This window comes from Amycolatopsis sp. CA-211722 (assembly GCF_056828465.1).
The window spans coordinates 8,262,603-8,281,601 of the sequence record NZ_CP184752.1 but is presented as its reverse complement, the minus strand read 5'-3'; the positions used below and the strand labels follow the sequence as shown (position 1 = coordinate 8,281,601).

The window sequence follows — 18,999 nt, the reverse complement described above, 5'->3', positions numbered from 1 at the left end:
ATCTCGATGTGCATGATGGGCTCCGTGGAGGACGCGGACATCGTCGAGCAGGTGGCCTTGTCGACGGGTCTGTCGACGGCCATCGCCGCCCGTGTCGTCGAGGACGTCCTGGCGTTCTACCGGCAGCCGGTCGAGCAGTACGTGCGCGAGCGGCATGCCCGGTTGCAGACAGAGGGAAAGAAGAACCCGGAGATCTTCCCTCGTATCGCCGGCGAGCTGAGCCGTCGTCTCGTCGCGCCTCCCGACCTGTCCGAGCGGCAACTGCGCCGCATCGTCTACGGCTGACGGACCACGCCCGTCCCTTTTCTTTGTGAGGTTGACTCGTCATGTGCGGAATCGTCGGCTACATCGGCGGCCAGAACGCCGCCCCCATCCTGATCGAGGGGCTGACGCGGCTGGAGTACCGCGGCTACGACTCGGCCGGGATCTCCGTCCTGGGCGGTAAAGGCGCCCAGGTGCACCGGATCGTGGGGCGGGTGCGGAATCTGACGGCCGCGCTGCCCAAACGGCTCGCGGGCAAGGTCGGCATCGGGCACACCAGGTGGGCGACGCACGGCCCGGCGACCGAGGCGAACGCCCATCCGCACGTCTCCGAGGACGGCCGGATCTCCGTGGTGCACAACGGGATCATCGACAACGCCGACGCGCTGCGCGAGCAGCTCACCCAGGCCGGGGTGACGCTCTCGTCCGAGACCGACACCGAGGTGCTCGCCCACCTGATCGCGCGGTCGGGCGCGAAGACGCTCGAAGACGCGGTCGTCGAGGCCGTTTCGCGAGTCACCGGTACCTATGCCATCGCCGTCACCGACACCGGGCACCCCGACCGGGTCGTGGTCGCGCGAAACGGTTCGCCGCTGATCATCGGTGTCGGCGACCGGGAGATGTTCGTGGCCAGCGACCTGTCCGCGCTGGTCCGGCACACCTCGCAGGTGGTGCACCTCGACGACGGCGAGTTCGCCAGCGTCTCGGCCACCGGCTACCGCACCTTCACCGTCGACGAGAGCGACACCGGCAAAGCCGCGACGGCGATCGACATCCAGGCCGACGATCTCGACCTCGGCGGGCACAAGCACTACATGTACAAGGAGATCCAGGAGCAGCCGGAATGCCTGGAGCGGATGATCCGGGGACGGCTGGACGATCGGTTCGGAGTGTCCCGTTTGGACGGTCTGAACCTGACTCCCCGTGACCTGCGCGGTTTCGCGCGGGTGAAGATCCTCGGCTGCGGTTCGGCGTACTACGCGGGCCAGATCGGCGCCACCATGATCGAGGACCTGGCACGGGTCCCGGCCGACGCCGAGGCCGCGTCGGAGTTCCGCTACCGCAACCCCATCATCGAAGCGGACACCCTCTACATCGCGGTCAGCCAGTCCGGCGAGACCGCGGACACCGCGTTCGCCGTCGAAGAGGTCAAGCGCAAGGGCGGCCGGGTGGTCGGCCTCGTGAACGTCGTCGGTTCGACGATCGCGCGAGCCTGCGACGGCGGCCTGTATCTGCACGCCGGCCCGGAGATCGCCGTCGCCTCGACCAAGGCGCTCACCAACATGGCCGTCGGGTTCGCGATGATCGCGCTGGCGCTGGGCCGCGTCCGCGATCTGTCCAACGCGGACGGACAGCGGATCGTCGCGGCGCTCCGCGCGTTGCCGGAGCAGGTCGCCGCCATCGTCGAGGCGGAGGACCGGATCGCCGAGCACGCCAAGATCTGCGCGGACGCGCGGAGCCTGTTCTTCATCGGCCGGGTCCGTGGCTTCCCGGTGGCGCGGGAGGGCGCGCAGAAGTTCAAGGAGATCTCGTACCGGCACGCTGAGGCCTACCAGACCTCGGAACTCAAGCACGGCCCGCTCGCGCTGATCGACGAGGAGCTGCCGACGGTCGCGATCGTGCCGTCGGACGATCTGGCCGACCGCAACCTCGCCGCGATGCAGCAGATCAAGGCGCGCAAGGGACAGGTGCTGGCGATCACCCACGACGACGTGGACTTCGGCGATCTCGACGTGCCGCGGTTCGTGGTCCCGCGTTCGGAGCCGGAACTCGACCCGATCCTGCTCACCATCCCGCTGCAGCTGCTGGCCTATCACGCGGCGCTGCTCCTCGGCCACGACATCGACAAACCGCGTAACCTCGCGAAGTCCGTCACCGTGGAATGATCTCCTGAGCCGCCGAAAGGGGAGTCCGTCATGAGGCAGTACCTGCTCGCCGTCCAGCTCGACGAGAGCGAACGGGACGCGCCCGACGAAGAGGTCCGGGCGATGCTGGCCAGGACGGGCGCGGTCACCGACGAGATGAAGGCCGCCGGGTCGTGGGTCTTCGTCGGCGGCCTGGAGCACTCGGAAGTCTCCACGGTCGTCCGGCCAGCCGGTGGGTCGATCACGATCACCGACGGGCCGTTCGCCGAGACGAAGGAACAGCTCGGCGGGTTCTGGGTGATCCAGGTCGAGGATCTCGACCAAGCGCTGGCCTGGGCCGAAAAGTGCGCGCTCGCCTGCGGGCAGCCGATCGAAGTGCGGCCGTTCGGCGACCCGTCGCTCCCGTGATGGATTTCGACGGGATCTACCGGGCGGAATACGGCCGGTGCGTGGCCACCCTGACCCGCCTCCTCGGCGACATCTCGCTCGCCGAAGAGGCGGTCCAGGACGCGTTCGCGACCGCGATGGAGAAGTGGGCGGAAACGCCGCCCAACCCGGGCGCGTGGATCGTGACCACCGCCCGCAACCGCGCGATCGACCGCCTTCGCCGGGAATCCACCCGCGAGGCCCGGCACGCCCAGGCGCTGCTCCTGCGCTCCCAGGACGAGCCGCCGCGTGAGGTGGGGCCGGTGCGCGACGACCAGCTCCGCATGATCTTCACCTGCTGCCATCCGGCGCTTTCGCCGCTCGCGCGGACCGCGCTCACCCTGCGCCTGATCGGCGGGCTGGAGGTGGGGGAGATCGCCCGGGCGTATCTCGTGCCGGAACCGACCGTGGCCCAGCGGATCGTCCGCGCGAAGAAGAAGATCCGCGACGCGGGCATCCCGTACCGCGTGCCGGGGAAGGACGAGCTGCCGGATCGGCTGGACTCGGTGCTCACCGTGCTCTACCTGGTCTTCAACGAGGGCTACACGTCCACGTCGGGTGACCTGCTGCGGACGGATCTCTGCGTCGAGGCGGTGCGCCTGACGAGGGCGCTCGCGGAGCTGATGCCCGACGAGCCGGAGGTGACCGGGCTGCTCGCGCTGCTCCTGCTCACCGAAGCCCGGCGCCCCGCACGGGTCGGGCCTTCCGGTGAGCTGGTGGTGCTCGCCGAGCAGGACCGGTCGTTGTGGAACCGGGAACTGATCGCCGAGGGGCATGAACTGGTGCGGCGATGCCTGCGGCTCGGCCGTCCGGGTCAGTACCAGGTGCAGGCCGCGATCAACGCGGTGCACACGGACGGCGAGTCGACCGACTGGACACAGGTGCTGGCGCTCTACGACCAGCTGTGGCGGCTCACCCCGACGCCGGTCGTCGCGCTCAACCGCGCGGTCGCCGTCGCCGAGGTGCACGGCCCGGCGGCGGCACTGGCCGGGATCGACGGACTGGATCTGCCCGGGTATCACCATCTGCCCGCCACCCGGGCGAACCTGCTGGCCCGCCTCGGCCGGGCCCAGGACGCCGTCGCCGCCTACGACGAGGCGATCGCCTTGGCCACCAACGACACGGAGCGGGCCTTCCTGCGGGCCAAACGGGCAGTCCTGTCGTAGTTTCGGGCAACCGTCGGCGAAAACGCCGGACCCGCTGTGTCCTCAATGGACAGAGCATCGGGTTTCGAATGAGGGGTTCCGTTGTCGGGCCGGTGAGAAACCAACTATTGTCGCCATGACCGCTCATCCGCCAGGGCAGGAGGTGAGGCGTTGTACGCCGAAGAGCGGCAGCGCGCCATCCTCAAGCAGGCGCGGCAGAACGGCCGGGTCGACGTCGCGACGCTCGCGGCGGCTTTCGAGATCACCAGCGAGACCGTCCGCCGTGACCTGACGGCGCTGGAACGCAGCGGAGTGGTGCGGCGGGTGCACGGCGGCGCGATCCCCGTCGAGCGGCTGGGCATCGAGCCGGGGCTCGACGCCCGCGACGCGGTGATGACGGCGGAAAAGGACCGTATCGCCGCCGCGGCGCTGGAGCAGATCCCCGACGGGGGCGCGATCCTGCTGGACGCGGGCACCACGGTGGCCCGGCTGGCGAACCTCGTCCCCGCCGGTCGCGGGCTGACCGTCGTCACCCCTTCGCTGCCGAACGCGTTCACGCTCGCCAACCGGCCCGGCGTCACAGTGATGCTGGTCGGGGGAAGACTGCGTGGCCGCACCATGGCGTCGGTCGACGGCTGGGCGCTCGACGCCCTCAAGGACACCTACGTCGACGTCGCTTTCCTCGGTACCAACGGTCTTTCCGTCGAGCGGGGGCTCACCACCCCGGACACCGCCGAGGCGATGGTGAAGCGCGCGGCCATCGCGTCGGCCCGGCGGACGGTGCTGCTGGCAGATCACACGAAGATCGGCGACGACCATTTCGCCCGGTTCGGTGGCCTGTGCGACGTCGATACCCTGATCACCGACAGCGGGGTCGAACCCCAGGAGATCGACGACATCAGCCGGGCAGGCGTCAAGGTGATCATCGTTTGAAGCGTACGGGCGAGCGGCTCGCCGGATACCTGATGACAGCGCCGTTCTACGTCCTCTTCGGCGTGTTCGGGCTCTTTCCGTTGCTCTACACCGCCTGGGTGGCGTTGCACCATTGGCATCTGGTCAACGGTGACACCGGGTTCGCCGGGCTCGGCAACTTCGCCGTCCTGCTCCAGGATCCGTATTTCTACAACGCGCTCTTCAACACGGTCAGCATCTTCGTCCTTTCGACCGTCCCGCAACTGCTGGCCGCGCTCGGGCTGGCCGCGCTCCTCGACCGTCCCTTGCGGACGCGGACCCTGTGGCGGGCGAGTGTGCTGTTACCCAATGTCGTCTCGGTGGTCGCGGTGGCGCTGGTGTTCAGCCAGCTGTTCGCCGAGGACTACGGCGTCGTCAACTGGGCGCTGGGGCTGGTGGGGCTCGATCCGGTGGACTGGCGGTCGGACCGGTTCGCCTCGCACGTCGCGGTGAGCACGATGGTGATGTGGCGCTGGACCGGCTACAACGCGCTGCTCTACCTCGCGGCCATGCAATCCGTGCCGCAGGAACGCTATGACGCCGCGATGCTCGACGGTGCCTCGCGCTGGCGGACCTTCTGGTCCATCACCGTGCCCGCGATCCGGCCGACCATCGCCTTCACCGTCGTCGTCTCGACCATCGGCGGATTGCAGCTGTTCGCCGAGCCGCAGCTGTTCGACGACACCGGCGTCAACGGGACGGGCGGCGCCGACCGGCAGTTCCAGACCCTCGCCATGTACCTCTACGAAAAGGGCTTCGGCGAGTTCGACGCCGGATACGCGGCGGCCATCGCGTGGTTGCTGTTCCTGTGCTCGGCCGTGTTCGCGCTGGTCAACTTCTCGCTCGTGCGCCGGATGCGGGGCGGAGAGTGACCGTGGCGGCCAGGGAACGGACCGGTTTCGTCGTCTACGGGCTGCTGCTCGCCGTCGCCGTCGCGTCGATCTTCCCGTTGTACTGGTCGTTCGTGGTGTCCTCCAAGGACAATTCCGCTCTCGGTGAGACCACGCCGCCGCTGCTGCCCGGCGGCAACCTGGCCGAGAACGTGGGCAGGGTCTTCGGGACCGTCGACTTCTGGCTGGCGATGCAGAACTCGCTGATCGTCGCCGGGACGGTGACCGCTTCGAACGTGCTGCTCTCCAGCATGGCCGGGTTCGCCTTCGCGCGCCTGCGCTTCCCCGGCCGCGACTCGCTTTTCCTGGTGGTCATCGGTACCGCCATGGTGCCTGCCCAGCTCGGCGTCATCCCGCTCTACCTCGTGGTCGGGGAACTCGGCTGGTACGGACGGCTGGAGGCGGTGATCGTGCCGGGGCTGATCGGCGCGTTCAGCGTGTTCTGGATGCGGCAGGCGTGCGAAGAGGCCATCCCCGGCGAACTGCTCGACGCCGGCCGCGTCGACGGCTGCTCGACGGTGCGGCTGTTCTGGCACGTCGCCATGCCCGCCATCCGGCCTCAGGCCGCCGTGCTCGCGATGCTGACCTTCATGACCGCGTGGAACGACTTCTTCTGGCCGCTGATCGTGCTCGACCCCAACGCGCATCCGACCGTCCAGGTGGCGTTGTCGCGGCTGGCGAGTGGTTACTTCACCGATTACTCGCTGATGCTCACCGCGGCGACGATCGGGGTGCTTCCCGTGGTAGTGCTGTTCATCCTGCTGGCCAGGAAGGTGGTCGACGGCGTGATGCGGGGCGCTCCGCGGGCCTGACTGCGGTGGTGTCGGGTTGCGTGGGCTCTGGTTTGCGGCGGCAGGTCCGCGTGGTGTGGTGACGTGCGGGCTCTAGGGGAGTCGTGGCCGTTTTTTGGCGATGTCGTTGCGGGCGGGCAGGTTTCGTAGGTGGCCGGTGTGGTCACATGTGGGCTAGGGCGGGCAGTGGTCGGATTTCGGCGAACAGACCATCGCGGTTACAGGGCCTTCGTGGTTATAGGGCCGTCGCCGCTTTTCGGCGACGGTTCGGAGTGGTGGCTGTCCGCTGAGGGGTTCGCGCAGGGTGGTGTGCTGTCGGCCGTTAGTGGGTTGGTCTCAGTAGGGTTCGGCTCTCGGGCGCTGGTCGAATTTCGGCGATGACTCTCGACTGTGGCCGTTTTCTGGCGGCGGGTTCGTGGTGGTGGCTGTTCGTTGTGGAGTTCGTGCGGGGGTTATGGCCGGCTGTCAGCCGCAGCCCGTAGACCCCAGCCAGGTCCTCTCTCAAGCGCTCGCCGAATCCCGGCAACGCATCTTCGCCCCATCGCCGCTTTTCGGCGACGGGTTCAGAACGGTGACTCATCGGTGCGAGGATCGTTCAGGAGAGGTGACCGACTGCCAGCCGCAAGCCCGTAGAGCCCCAGCCGGGTCCGTCTCCCGAGCGCTGGCCGAATTTCGGCAACGACCCCAACCGTGGTCGGTTCCCGGCGACGGGTTCAGAACAGTCGCTTTGGCGCACGATTCATGCAGAGCTGGTGGCCAGCTCGCAGCCGCAAGCCCGTAGGCCCCAGCCGGGTACCGCCTCCCAAGCGCTGGTCGAATTTCGGCGACGACCCAACTGTGGTCGGGTCAGAATGGTGGTTCGTCGGTGCGGGGTTCGTGCAGGGGCGGTGGTGTGCTGTCGTAGCTTTGCCCGGTGGGTGTGGTGATTGTCAGGGTGCCGTCGGAGGCGAGCTGGTAGACCCAGCCTGGTTCGTCTTTCAATCGGTGGTCGCGGCGGCAGAAGTCGATCAGTTCGGTGTCGGCGGTGTGGCCGCCGTGTTGCCAGGGCACCGCATGGTCGAGATCGCAGGACTGGGCGGCCCGGTGGCAGCCGGGTCTTCGGCATTCCCGGTCCCGCACCCGCACGAACTCACCCAACCCCGCAGTCGGCCGATACCGGTCCCGCCCCAGATCCAGCACCTGCCCGGAGAGCGGATCGGTGATGATCCGCCGCAACACCGTGTCCGGGCCAGACGCGATATGCCGCGCCAGCGACGCCGGAACATGCCCGTGCCCGGCCAGCTCGGCCGGAGCATCGTTCACCCCCAGGTAGGTGTTCAGGTCCATGTAGAGGAACACCTCGGACCGTTCACGTCCACCCTGCCCGCCCAGCAACAGATCAAGGGCGACGTCGGCGCGCAGTTGATCCAGGGTGCGGGGTTCGTCGCCGGTTTTCAAGGCGCGTGCCTCGCGGTCGATCCTCGTGTAGGCGGCGGTGACTTTCTCCACGGGGCCGTCCTCGACCTCGATCGACGCCACCCCGGTCTCGCCCTGGCGGATCGACAACCGGCGCCCCGCCCGCTGTCGTTCCGCACGCCGGTCGGCGCCGTCACGGTCGGCCATCATCGCCGCGTGACTGGCCGCTTTCCGGACCTGCTCGGAATTCCGGCCCGGCAACCGGTCCTCCAGCACCTCGTCCACCGCACGCGCGTCCTCATCCGACAACCACGCGGTCGCGGCAGCGACCTTCATCGCCCCGTAACCACCCACCTTGCCACCATCCAGCAGACCGAGGGTGCGCGGGAGACGGGTGGTCAACGCCTCCGCCGTCGACACCAGCCCAGCCGCGTGACCATCCACAACAGACAACGCGAGCGCGACCTCCTGCACCACACTCGACGCGCCGTCACGATGCCGGCTCAGCTGAGCCAACGCACGAAACCGCACCGCCTCCAACCGCGCGATCCCCTCCGACGCCGCCACAGCAGCCGCCACAACATCCTCGTCTCCTAACGAATCCAGTGAAGCATTGACCTCCCGAAGCCGATCAGAAGAGGTGATTTCCTCGAGTAGCGCCACAAGCGCGTTGCGTGTATCCACACACCAAAGCTACAACCGACCACCGACAGTTTTCGGCATCGGTACGTCGCCGGTTTTCGGTAACTCGGGCGGGAGAGCGGTTTGGCGAGGAGGTGGAGTTCCTTGAGCGCTCGTTTTGTTGTGGGTGAAGGTAACTCGTGTTCTTCGGGTTCGGCGCGTCGCCGATTCTGGCAACGGCCGAAGCGCGTCAGTCCTGGATGGGTAGAGCGGTAGGGCGAGGAGGTCGAGTTCCTTGAGCGTTCGTCTCGGCGTAGTGAGGGCAACTCGTGTTCTTCGGGTTCGGCGCGTCGCCGATTTCCGGCGACGATCGAAGTGCATCAACTCTCGATGGGTAGAGCGGTATGGCAAGGAGGCCGAGCTCCTTGAGTGTTCGTTTTGTTGTAGGTGAAGGTAACTCATGCCCTTCGATCTCGGCACGTCGCCGATTTCCGGCAACGACCGAAGCGCATCAACCCTGGATGGGAAGAGCGCTACGGCAAGGAGGACGAGCGTTCGTTTGAGTGTCGGTGAAGGTAACTCGTGTCCTTCGATCTCGGCACGTCGCCGATTCCCGGCAACGACCGCAGCACGCCAACCCCGGTCCGGAAGAGTGGCATGAGCGACAAGGCCAAGCACCTTGAGCGCCCGGTCCCGCGTTTCGCCCTCAGCACGCATCGCCGACTTCCGGCGACGAACCAGCACAACAACCAGCCAAGCCCTCAGAGGCCGTTGCGCGCCACCACATCCGCATAGAACCGCGCACTGTCCTTGAGTACCCGCTCCTGCGTTTCGAAATCGACGTGCACGAGGCCGAACCGTTGCGTGTAACCCATCGCCCACTCGAAGTTGTCCAGGAGCGACCAGGCCATGTAGCCGCGGACGTCGGCACCGCGTTCGATCGCGTCGTGCACGGCGGCGAGGTGTTCGGCGAAGTAGCGCACGCGTTTCTCGTCGTGCACCCGCCCATCGACGACCTCGTCCTCGAACGCGGCACCGTTCTCGGCGATCACGAGCGGCAGGCCGGGGCAGTGTTCATGCAGCCACAGCAACAGATCGGTGAACGACGAGGGGCGCTGTTCCCAGCCGAGCGAGGTCAGGTCGCCGCGGGGCGGCTGGACGTCCATGCCGCGGAGGCCGGGCAGCGGACAATTGCTGTCGGCTTCGGGATCTTCGAGCGGGACAGCGCGGGCGGGCGCGTAGTAGTTGACGCCGAGGACGTCCAGCGGCTGCGCGATGGTCTCCAGGTCGCCGTCGGCGATCGCCGGTTCCAGTGTGCCGAGATGGGCCAGATCAGCGAGCAGCTCAGGCGGGTAGCCGCGGCCCAGCAGCGGGTCGAGGAAGAACCTGTTGTGCAGGAAGTCGAATTTGCGTGCGGCCTCGCGGTGTGCGGCGTCGTCCACATCGGTCAGCACCGGGGCGAAGTTGAGCACGATGGACACCTCCTGCTCGCCACCGGCGGACCGCAACGCCTGTGTCGCCTTGCCGTGTGCCAGAAGGAGGTTGTGTCCGGCGACCAGTGCCGCGCCTTCGTCCTGGATACCCGGCGCGTGGTCGCCGTTGCCGTAGCCGATGAAGGCGGCGCAGAACGGTTCGTTGATCGTGGTCCACTGTCGCACCCGGTCGCCCAGTACCTTGTGGACGGTCAGGGCGTAGTCGGCGAAAAGGCTCGCGAGGTCCCGCCTCGGCCAGCCGCCTTCCGCCTGCAGGGCCTCCGGGAGATCCCAGTGGTAGAGCGTCACCATCGGAGTGATCCCATGTTCCAGCAACGAGTCGACAAGACGGTCGTAGAAGGCGAGGCCGCGCGGCTCCACCGCCCGGCCGTCCGGCATCACCCGCGACCACGCGACGGAAAACCGGTAATACGGCACACCGAGACCGCTCAACAGCCCGATGTCCTCGCGGTAACGCCGGTAGTGGTCGCAAGCCGGATCGCCGGTGGCCAGGCCGGGTCTCGCGGTGAAAGTGTCCCAAATGGACGGTCCACGGCCGTCCGCCGTCGTCGAACCCTCGATCTGGTACGCCGCCGTGGCCGTGCCCCAGCGGAACCCGGCCGGAAACCTGCGTGTCACGCCGTCCCCACTCAGTTGGCGGCCGCGGCGCGGCCTTCGGTCGCGGCCTGGTTCCACGCCTCGTCCAGCGATTGCTTCCCTTCCTCGACACGGCCCAGCGCGTGCCCGTACACGGGACGCACCTCGCCGTCGCGCAGCCCGCGGTAGTTGGGCCGCAGGGCCTCGGCGGAGGCCGCGAAGATCTTGCCGACCGGCGCGCCGCTGAAGTACCGGCTGGTGTGGGAAAGCACGGCGGTGTCCTGGTAAGCGCCCAGCGCGCTCGGCAGCAGCCCGCTTTCCAGGAAGATCCGCTTCTGCTGTTCGGGAGCGGTGAGCCAGACGGCGAGGTCGTAGGCTTCCTTGCGGTGCGCGCCCTGCTTCGGGACGGTCAGGAACGAGCCGCCCCAGTTCCCCGCCTTGCCCGGAACCGAGGTGACGTCCCATTTGCCCGCGAGTTCCGGCCCGCCCGCCTCTTCGATCTGGGTGAGCATCCACGCGGGACAGGTGATGGCGGCGAACCGGCTCTGCTTGATCGCCACCGTCCACGGCTGGGTGAAGGTGGTGACGGCGGCCGTCTCCTTCTCCAGCGCCATCCCGCCCGCCAGCTCGAAGGCCTTGCGCACGGTGGGATTCGTGTCGGCGATGAACCGCTCGTCCTTGGCGAAGTAGTTCTCCTGCGCCTGGTTGAGCATCGCCGTGTAGACGGTGCCCGCCGAGTCGGCGAACTTGACGTCGTCCGGTGCCTTCGCGCTGAACCGCTCACCGGTTTCGGCGAACTTCTCCCACGTCGGCCACAGCGCGGCCACCTGGTCGCGGTCGGACGGCAGGCCGGCGTTCGCGAACAGATCGCGCCGGTAGCACAGGGCGAGACTGCCCATGTCGGTGCCGAGCCCCATCACGAACTTCCCGTTCTCGGCCGTGCCCTGGTCCCATTTCCAGGCAGGCCACTGCTCACGAAGGCCCTGCGCGCCGAACTCGGACAGGTCGCTGAACTTGTCCGTCGACTGGCGGAACTTCGGCAGGTACTGCTCTTCGATCGCCACCACGTCCGCGCTGCCGCGACCCGCGCCGAGCCCGGTGGCGAGCTGGCGATGATGCGTCTCGAAGTCGGCGACCCGGCCCTCGACGCTGATCCCCGGATGGGTTTTTTCGTAGTCGTCGAAAAGCTTTTCGTACCCGAACTCGCCGAAGGTGGCGACGGTGAGCTTGATCGGGCCGCCGGCTTCCGGCGCGCTCGAACAGCCGCTCAGCAGCAGCACCAGTGCCGTCAGGCCGGCCAGTACGCGGGTCATGGTTCTCCTCGGTCGTGTGGTCACGCGAGTCGTCTCGGCAGCTGGTCGCCGACGGTCAGCCGGGAATCGGCGTGCAGTTTGGTCAGGACCCTGGACACCAGCGACTGCACCGTCCGGCGCGGCAGGCTCAGCTCGGCGGCGATCTCCGGGTTCGACAGCTTCGCCGCCACCAGCCGCGCGACCCGTAGTTCCAATGGCGACAGCGCCCCGCTGTGCCGCGGACTCCGCTCGGCCCGGCTCAGCACGCCGAAGCGGCGGAGCCTGCTTTCCGCCCGGCGGATGCTCCAGGTGGCTCCGACGTCACCGAGGACTTCGCACGCTTCGGTGAGCGAACGCGTCGCCGCTTCGAGGTAACCGGCTCGGCCGAGCAGTTCGGCGGCGTCCTCCAGCGCGGCCGCGAGTTCGATCGGGCGGTGGACCTCGCGGTAGTGATCGGCCGCGGCCAGCATGCCGTCGGGGTCGCCGTCGATCAGCGACCGGCACCGGAGAGCGGCCGCGGTCGCCCTGGCGGGAACGGTCTCCTGGCTCGCTTCCTCGGCGCAGACGGCGAGCGCTTCCTGAGTGACGGCGTCGTTCCCGGCGGCGAGCGCGACGCGGACGACGTCGGGAAGCCATTGGTGGCGCAGCATCATCCGGGCGTAGTCGGGACGCAGCACCGGCGCGAACAGCCGCAGCGCGTCGTCGAGCTCGCCGCGCTGCTCGGCGGCCATCGCCTGCGCCGCCAGATAGAAGTCGCAGCTCTCGCGTTCGGACGAGTTCGACGGCGAGTGCGCCTCGGCCGCCTCCAGATGTGCGCGGACGGCGACGCGTTCGTCGCGATGGCCCGCGATCAAGGCGGCGACCCCGTGCAGCAGCAGGGCGGCGGCGCCCGGCTCGCGGACACCGTAGAAGGTGATCGCCGGGCCGTCCTCGGTGACCGAGTCCAGTTCGGCCAGCGCCTCGTCCCACCGGCCGGTCCAGTAGTAGTGCACGGCCGCCGAGACCTGCGGTCCGGTCGGCAGGCCGTGCCGCGCGGCCGTCTCGTATCCGGCGTGCAGCGTGGCGTCGGCCTCGGCGAGCCGGTCGAGGTTCTGCAGGGTGAACAGGCGGTTGTCGAGGAGGTCGAACCGCAGCGTCGCCAGGTCGGCCTCGTCGCCGGTGGTCTCCAGCGCGGCGTCGATCGCGGTCAGCGCCCGGTCGTGCTCGCGGCGGATCGAATGCACGAGCCACAACGTCTGCTGCGCGTGCGCGGCGGGATAGCGCTCGCCCGCTTCGGCGTACAGCCGCCGCGCGATCCGCTCGGTCTCGTCGAGGTCGGCGAGCGTGCCGCGCCGGAAGTTGGCGAGCAGCGTCCGGGTGCTGGTGCGCCACAGTTCCGGCATCGACGGATCGTCCGCGGTGTCGCCGAGTGCCTCGATCGCACCCGGCGTGTCGCCCCGGCGGTAGCGCAGCGCAGCGAGGAAATGCCGCATCTGCGCCAGATCCGCCTTGTCGGTGACGGTCTTCACCGCCTGTTCGGCTTCCGCCTCCGGAGCCAGTTCGAGCCGGAACAGCACACGCACCAGCGCGGCGATCAGCGTCTTCCGCTGCTCGCCGGTGGGCACCGTGCTGTCGAGCGCGCCCCGGAGCAGGTCGGCCGCGATATGCGGGGCCCGGTTGGACACCGCGACGTGGTTGGCGGTGAGCCAGCCCGCCAGCCACGGGTCGAACGGCACCGGCCCGGCCGCCAGCTGCTCGGCGACCCGTTTGATCGGCGCGCCCGCCCGCGCGAGCGATTCGGCGGCCCGCCGGTGCGACGCGGCGCGGACCGGTTCGGCGATGGCGCCGTAGAGCGCCTGCCGCTGAAACGGATGGTGGAAGGCGAGTTTGTCGCCGGCGTACTCGATGACGCCCGCGGTGGTGGCGGGCTCCAACTCCCGCAGGACCTCGAGCGGACCCTTGTCCGCCAGCGCGGCCAGGTCCTCGACGGCGAACTCCGCGCCCAGCAGCGAGGCGGTCCGCAGGATCCCGGTCGTGGCGGGGTCGAGGCATTCCAGCGTCCTGGCCACCGCCGCCAGCAGCGACCGCGGCGCGTTCTCGGTGCCGTCCAGCGTCACCTCCGCCACACCGTCCTTGATCCGCAACGAGCCGGTGCGGACCAGATCGTGCGCGATTTCCCTGGCGTAGAGCGGATTCCCGGCCGCGCGCCGGACCAGCGGGCGCAGGCTCGCCCCGAGCTCGGCTCCGAGGACCGCCTCGAACACGGCGGTGACGTCGTCGTCGGTCAGCACCTCGACCGGCATGATCTCGCCGTCTCTCGCCTCGACGCCGCGCCGGAGCTGGGCGAGATCGCGGCGGCCGTGCCCGGTGCGCGTGGCGGCGACCAGCAGGAGCGGCAGCTGGCGGGTGGCGGCGGCCAGCCGTTGCCACAGCAGCACACTCGCCTCGTCCGCCCAATGGAGGTCGTCGATCACCAGCACCAGCGGTCCCGCCGCGCAGGTCTCGTCGACCAGCGCCAGCAATTTGTCCACAGTGGACAGGATCGGGTCGGCGGGGCCCCAGCCGCCGTGCGCGGGTTCGGCGTGCAGCTCGCCCGCCAGCTTGGCCTTGGCCGGATCCGCCGCGCCGTGGTGCACCCCGAGGCATTCCATGATGACCTGCAGCGGGAACCGTTGCCGCAGCTCGTCGGCCGCGGTCCAGGCGAGCTGGCAGCCCCGCGCCGCGGCGCCCGACAGCCCGGCGATCAGCAGTTCTGATTTGCCGATACCCGGTTCGCCTTCGAGCCAGACCGGGCGGCCGCGGCCGGCGAGCACGTCGGTCACGAAGCCGTCCAGACGCTCGACCTCCCGCGCGCGGCCGGGCAGCGGGCACTGGCCGCCGCGTTCGATCGCCTTGGCGACCGGCGGCGGCACGACGCGGACCGGAGCCGGTTTCGGTCGGGTGACAGGTTTTTCGCTGCCGTCCAGGATGCGCTGATGCAGATCACGCAACGGGGCACCGGGTTCGACGCCGAGTTCTTCCCGCAGTATCCGCCTGGCCTCGCGGTACGCGCTGAGCGCTTCGATCGGCCGTCCGCTGGCGTGCAGGGCGCGCATGAGCGTCTCGTGCAACGACTCGCGTAGCGGGTGCCGCTGCACGAGCGCGGTCAGCTCGGCCACGACTTCGCGGTGGTCACCGATGCCGAGCAGGGCCGTGGCGCGCAGTTCGGTGGCGGTGAGCTGGAGTTCGGTGAGCCGGACGCGTTCCGCTTCGGCGAACGGGCCCGGCACGCCCGAATAGGCCTCGCCGCGCCAGAGACCGAGCGCCGTGGTGAGCCGCGCCGCCGCGCCCCGCTGATCGGTTCGTGCGATCCGCCGGGCGGCCGCGGCGTCCTGCTCGAATCGAGTGACGTCGAGCGCTTCCCGCTCCAGCCGCAGGACGTAGCTCGACCCGGACGAGCTCAGGACCTCGTGCGCGTCACCGCCCGCCTTGCGGATCGCGCCGCGCAGACCGGAGACGTAGGTGTGGACGCTGCCGGTGGCGCTGGCGGGCGCCGACCCACCCCAGACGTCCGAGATCAGTTCCCCGAGGGAGATCGCCTGGCCGTGCCGCGCCGCCAGGGTGGCGAAGACCGCGCGCTGCCGGGCGGGCCCGAGCTTCAGCTCGACGTCGCCGAGCCAGGCACGAGGCGGCCCGAGCAGCTCGACGCGCAGCCCGTTCGTCAAGCCGGCTCCCATTCTTCGTCATGCACCGAAAGTGGCCGGATCACTACTGTGTCCCCGCAGTTTAGGACGTGCTCGGTCCGGTTCGGTCGCGCACCCGGGCGAGCGCGTGCAGCGGCGCGCACCAAGGCTGCGCGGACCAGGCGGGCGTGACGCCTGTTTCGGGCAAAAGGAGCGCGGCGAGCTCGCCGGCCAGGCTCCGGTGCTGCTCCTCGGTCAGATTTCGTTGGTGGGAAAGCAAGTGGAGCAGCTCGACCGCCGGGCCGGTGGAGAGCGCGCGGACGTTGTCGAGCAGCCACTGCGGGATCCAGCCGGCCGTCAGCTCGTCGCCGACCTGGAGCAACTGCTCGGCGACGCGGTCGGCGGGGGCGCCGGAGCCCGCCATGGTCGCGGCGATCTCCTGGTGCAGCACGGCGCGGATGGCGGGCGGGGTGTTCGCGGCGAACACCTCCCGTACCAGCGGGACCCGGAAGCGCAGCCGTTCTCCCTCGGTTTCCAGCACGCGCGCGGCGAGCGCCTCTTCGACCGCTCGGATGAGCGCTCCCAGCTCGCGGCCGGTGACACCCGCCAGATCGGCGACCGTGAACGACGAGCCGAGCAGCGCCGCCGAGGTCAAGGTTCGCTTGCACGGCACGGAAAGCGCGGAGAGATGATCTTCGACCACGGCGGCGAGCCTGCCGTGCGGCGCGATGTCGGGCTCGCGTCCGTCGGCGAACTCGGCGAACAGCTCGCACAGGTAGCCGACGTTCCCGGCGCTGTACCCGGCCGCGAACCTCAGGAAGTCCCCGCCGGGGTCCCTGGCCAAGGTCTCCTCCGCGAGCGCGGCGACGGCCGGGCCGTCGAACGGCGGCAGCGAGATGACGTCCCCGTCGAGCCGTGAGCGGAGGACTTCGAGAGTGCGGCGCCGGGGGAGGGGCCGAGCCGAGCCGACCAGCAGCAGCGGCAGACGCGCGGTGAACCGGTGCAGCCGCTGCCAGGCGAGCAGGCTTTCTTCGTCGGCCCAGTGCAGGTCTTCGAAGACGAGCACCCACGGCCCGTCCTCGCACAGTTCGGTGACCGTTTTGCCGAGATCCACGAGTGCTTCGCCGCCGAGGCTGTCGGCGATCAGGCTCAGCGGGACCGCGCCGGTCAGCTCGTCGGCTTGGACCCAGCGCGTGCGGCTCCGCGCCGAGGCGAGGGCCTCCGCCAGGAAGGCGCTCTTGCCGCCGCCCGCCTCGCCGTCCAGCCAGATCGTCCCGCCGCGGCCTTCGTCGAGCAACGCGGACAGGTGGCGGCGCACCCGGCGGAGTTCGAACTCCCGGCCGACGAAGGCGGACGGCCGCTCGGGCAGGGCGTGGGCCTGCCGATGCCGCTCCGGCCGGTCCTGGTGGTGGAGTGCCGGATCGTCGTCCAGGACCCGCTGCCGCAGGGCGAGGAGCTCCGGCCCGGGTTCGAGACCGGACCGCTCGATGATCGTCTCGCGGGCGCGGTCGAACGCGGCCAGCGCCTCGGCCTGCCTGCCGGACCGGAACAACGCGGTGATCAGCATCCGGTGCAGGCCTTCGCGCAACGGATGGCGCTCGACCAGCACGGCGAGCTCGCCTACGAGTTCGCGGTAGCCGCCGAGGTGCAGCGCGACCTCGGCCTGGCGTTCGAGCGCGCTCATCCGCAGCTCGTTCAGCCGGGCGCGCTGGGTTTCGGCGAAAGGCCCCGGGATCCCGTCGAGCGCGGAACCCCGCCATTGCCCGAGCGCGGAGTGAAGCGATTCCAGCTCCCGTTCGTGCGCGCCGGCGAGCCGGTGCGCACGGGCCCGCTCCAGCTCGGCTTCGAAGACGTGGACGTCGACCTGCCGCCTCGGCAGGTCGAGGCTGTAGCCGGCTCGGCTGGCGACGAGCGGCCCGCCCGCCGGCTCCAGCGCGCGGCGCAGCGCGGAGACGTAGGTGTACACGATGCCGGTGGCGCTGTCCGGAGGCCGCTCGCCCCAGACGGCGTCGATGATCTCCTTGCGGGAGACGACCTGGCCGGCCCGCAGGGCGAGGGTGGCGAACACCGCCTGACGCTGGGCGGGACCCAGGGCGATCTCACCTTCGCCGTGGCGGGCGGGGGAACCGCCCAGCAGGCGCACCGTCAGCGAGGAAACCTCGTCCATGACCTGCCGCCTGTGCGTCCGACTGCCGAAAAGAGTGTCCTGCTCAGCGGAAAGCCTAGTGGCGGCGATGTGGGTTTCGCAATCAATCGGGCACTCACCGTGTGGGTTTCGGCGGTCGGGCCCGGAACTGACCGGTTCGTGGACTGCCGGATGTCCGTTCATGTGGGTTTCAGGCCGCGTTCAGGCGAGGGGCGACCGGGCAAAGCCGGGCGTTCCCAGGGGCAGAAAGTCCTCCGGAGCTGGTCGAAGGCATGCGAGCCTGTGCATGCTGTGACAGTGAGCCAGGATCTTGAACACTTCGCCGGTGATGTCCTGCTCAGCCTCGCCAGGAACGGCAGGCTGGTGCTCGACGCCGATGAGGCCGAAGCCCGCGTCGCCGAGCTTCGGCGGACGCTGGCTTTCGGCTACGCCCTCCTCGCCGACCCGGACTACACCGGACCCGAGGGCAGGCTCCGCGAGATCCTGGACGAGCTGCCCAAGTACGTCGAGGCGTTTCAGCAGGCCACGAAGTCCTTCACGCCTCGTTGAGAACTCGTGGAGACTTCGTGAAGAGCTCCTTCGCAGACTGTGTCCCATCCGACTGGGGCCGCGGACAAGCGGAGGGGACGAAGTGGACACGGAAACCCGACAGATCACCGTGGCGGTGCACGCGCCCGACCCGATCACCACCGCGGGCCTGGCCAGCCAGCTGGGCACGCAGCAGGGGATCGACATCCTGGACTGGGAGCAGCGCGCCGAGACCGACGTACTGGTGTTCGCCGCCGAATGCCTGACGCCGGAGATCGTGCTCTGGCTGCGGCGGCTCGCCGCCGAGGACGGCAAGCCGGTGGTGCTCGTGGTGAGCCAGATCAGCGAGGCGGAACTCGTCCCCGCCATCGAATGCCGGGTGGTGGCGGTCCTGCCGCGCTCGGCCACGACCGGCGAACGGCTCGCGCACGCCGTCCGCGCGGCGGCGACCGGCGGCGGAGTGCTCCCGCCGAGCCTGCTCGGCGAGCTCCTCAAACACGTCGAGCGGCTGCAACGCGAGGTGCTCGACCCGATGGGCGTCAACACCGCCGGGCTCAGCACGCGGGAGATCGACGTGCTGCGGCTGATGGCCGAGGGCAAGGACACCGTCGAGATCGCCGGCGAACTCAGCTACTCGGAACGCAGCGTGAAGCACATCATCCAGGGCATCACCGGACGGCTGAAGCTGAAGAACCGACCGCACGCCGTCGCGTACGCGGTACGGGCCGGGGTGATCTGAGGCGTATCTCGCGTGATTGAAGGCGTATCGACGGGTAAGGCGAACGTGACCTGGACCCGGGCCGAAGGCTCCCTTCACCGCATGAGACGCGGCGAAGGGAGCCTTCATCCCACCATCGACCCGGCCGAGACCATGCCAGATTCGACGTTCGGCTCACTAACTCGCGTGATCTGAGGCGCAACTCGCGTGATTGAAGGCGTAACTCGCGTGATCTGAGGCGTATCTCGCGTGATTGAAGG

Annotated in this window: 14 protein-coding genes; 9 read left to right on the top strand and 5 right to left on the bottom strand. The window is 69.3% G+C overall.

Features of this window, described 5'->3' with window-relative positions; all coding sequences use genetic code 11:
- Positions 1–12: 12 nt before the first annotated feature.
- From ACOCEP_RS37850 to ACOCEP_RS37820, 7 genes are all read left to right on the top strand, one after another.
- Complete coding sequence (locus ACOCEP_RS37850) at positions 13–285, top strand: hypothetical protein (RefSeq protein ID WP_482334584.1); 273 nt, start codon at positions 13–15, stop codon at positions 283–285.
- A 41-nt stretch (positions 286–326) separates the two neighbouring features.
- A complete protein-coding gene (gene glmS / locus ACOCEP_RS37845; protein ID WP_482334582.1) occupies positions 327–2,147 on the top strand; it encodes a glutamine--fructose-6-phosphate transaminase (isomerizing) in 1,821 nt (606 codons plus the stop codon).
- A 30-nt stretch (positions 2,148–2,177) separates the two neighbouring features.
- Positions 2,178–2,534, top strand: coding sequence for a YciI family protein (locus ACOCEP_RS37840; protein WP_482334580.1), 357 nt, complete (start codon positions 2,178–2,180; stop codon positions 2,532–2,534).
- Positions 2,534–3,718 (top strand): RNA polymerase sigma factor, encoded by a 1,185-nt coding sequence (locus ACOCEP_RS37835; RefSeq protein ID WP_482334578.1) that lies wholly within the window; start codon positions 2,534–2,536, stop codon positions 3,716–3,718. The genes ACOCEP_RS37840 and ACOCEP_RS37835 overlap by 1 nt, the downstream gene beginning before the upstream one ends.
- Positions 3,719–3,868: 150 nt before the next feature.
- On the top strand, positions 3,869–4,630 hold the full coding sequence (locus ACOCEP_RS37830; RefSeq protein WP_482334576.1) for a DeoR/GlpR family DNA-binding transcription regulator: 762 nt from the start codon (positions 3,869–3,871) through the stop codon (positions 4,628–4,630).
- Entirely contained in the window at positions 4,627–5,520 is an 894-nt protein-coding gene (locus tag ACOCEP_RS37825) for a carbohydrate ABC transporter permease (RefSeq protein ID WP_482334574.1), read from the top strand. The genes ACOCEP_RS37830 and ACOCEP_RS37825 overlap by 4 nt, the downstream gene beginning before the upstream one ends.
- A 2-nt stretch (positions 5,521–5,522) precedes the next feature.
- Positions 5,523–6,350: a carbohydrate ABC transporter permease gene (locus ACOCEP_RS37820; protein ID WP_482334572.1), complete on the top strand. Its 828-nt coding sequence runs from the start codon at positions 5,523–5,525 to the stop codon at positions 6,348–6,350.
- An 825-nt stretch (positions 6,351–7,175) separates the two neighbouring features.
- Here ACOCEP_RS37820 and ACOCEP_RS37815 read toward each other — a convergent pair.
- The 5 genes from ACOCEP_RS37815 to ACOCEP_RS37795 form a co-directional block, all read right to left on the bottom strand.
- Positions 7,176–8,408 carry an HNH endonuclease signature motif containing protein gene (locus ACOCEP_RS37815; protein ID WP_482334571.1) on the bottom strand — a complete coding sequence of 411 codons (1,233 nt, stop codon included), beginning with the start codon at positions 8,406–8,408 and terminating at the stop codon, positions 7,176–7,178.
- Positions 8,409–9,106: 698 nt separating this feature from the next.
- Positions 9,107–10,456, bottom strand: a complete 1,350-nt coding sequence (locus ACOCEP_RS37810; RefSeq protein WP_482334569.1) for a GH1 family beta-glucosidase — start codon at positions 10,454–10,456, stop codon at positions 9,107–9,109.
- An 11-nt stretch (positions 10,457–10,467) separates the two neighbouring features.
- Positions 10,468–11,727: an ABC transporter substrate-binding protein gene (locus ACOCEP_RS37805; protein WP_482334567.1), complete on the bottom strand. Its 1,260-nt coding sequence runs from the start codon at positions 11,725–11,727 to the stop codon at positions 10,468–10,470.
- A 20-nt stretch (positions 11,728–11,747) separates the two neighbouring features.
- On the bottom strand, positions 11,748–15,389 hold the full coding sequence (locus tag ACOCEP_RS37800) for an ATP-binding protein (RefSeq protein ID WP_482334565.1): 3,642 nt from the start codon (positions 15,387–15,389) through the stop codon (positions 11,748–11,750).
- Between the two features lie 61 nt (positions 15,390–15,450).
- Entirely contained in the window at positions 15,451–17,514 is a 2,064-nt protein-coding gene (locus ACOCEP_RS37795) for an ATP-binding protein (protein ID WP_482334563.1), read from the bottom strand.
- Positions 17,515–17,790: 276 nt separating this feature from the next.
- On the opposite strand from ACOCEP_RS37795, the gene ACOCEP_RS37790 reads away from it, so the two are divergent.
- Together ACOCEP_RS37790 and ACOCEP_RS37785 are read left to right on the top strand one after the other, a co-directional pair.
- Positions 17,791–18,042 (top strand): hypothetical protein, encoded by a 252-nt coding sequence (locus tag ACOCEP_RS37790; RefSeq protein ID WP_482334561.1) that lies wholly within the window; start codon positions 17,791–17,793, stop codon positions 18,040–18,042.
- A gap of 82 nt (positions 18,043–18,124) precedes the next feature.
- A complete protein-coding gene (locus ACOCEP_RS37785; protein ID WP_482334559.1) occupies positions 18,125–18,760 on the top strand; it encodes a helix-turn-helix transcriptional regulator in 636 nt (211 codons plus the stop codon).
- Positions 18,761–18,999 lie beyond the last annotated feature (239 nt).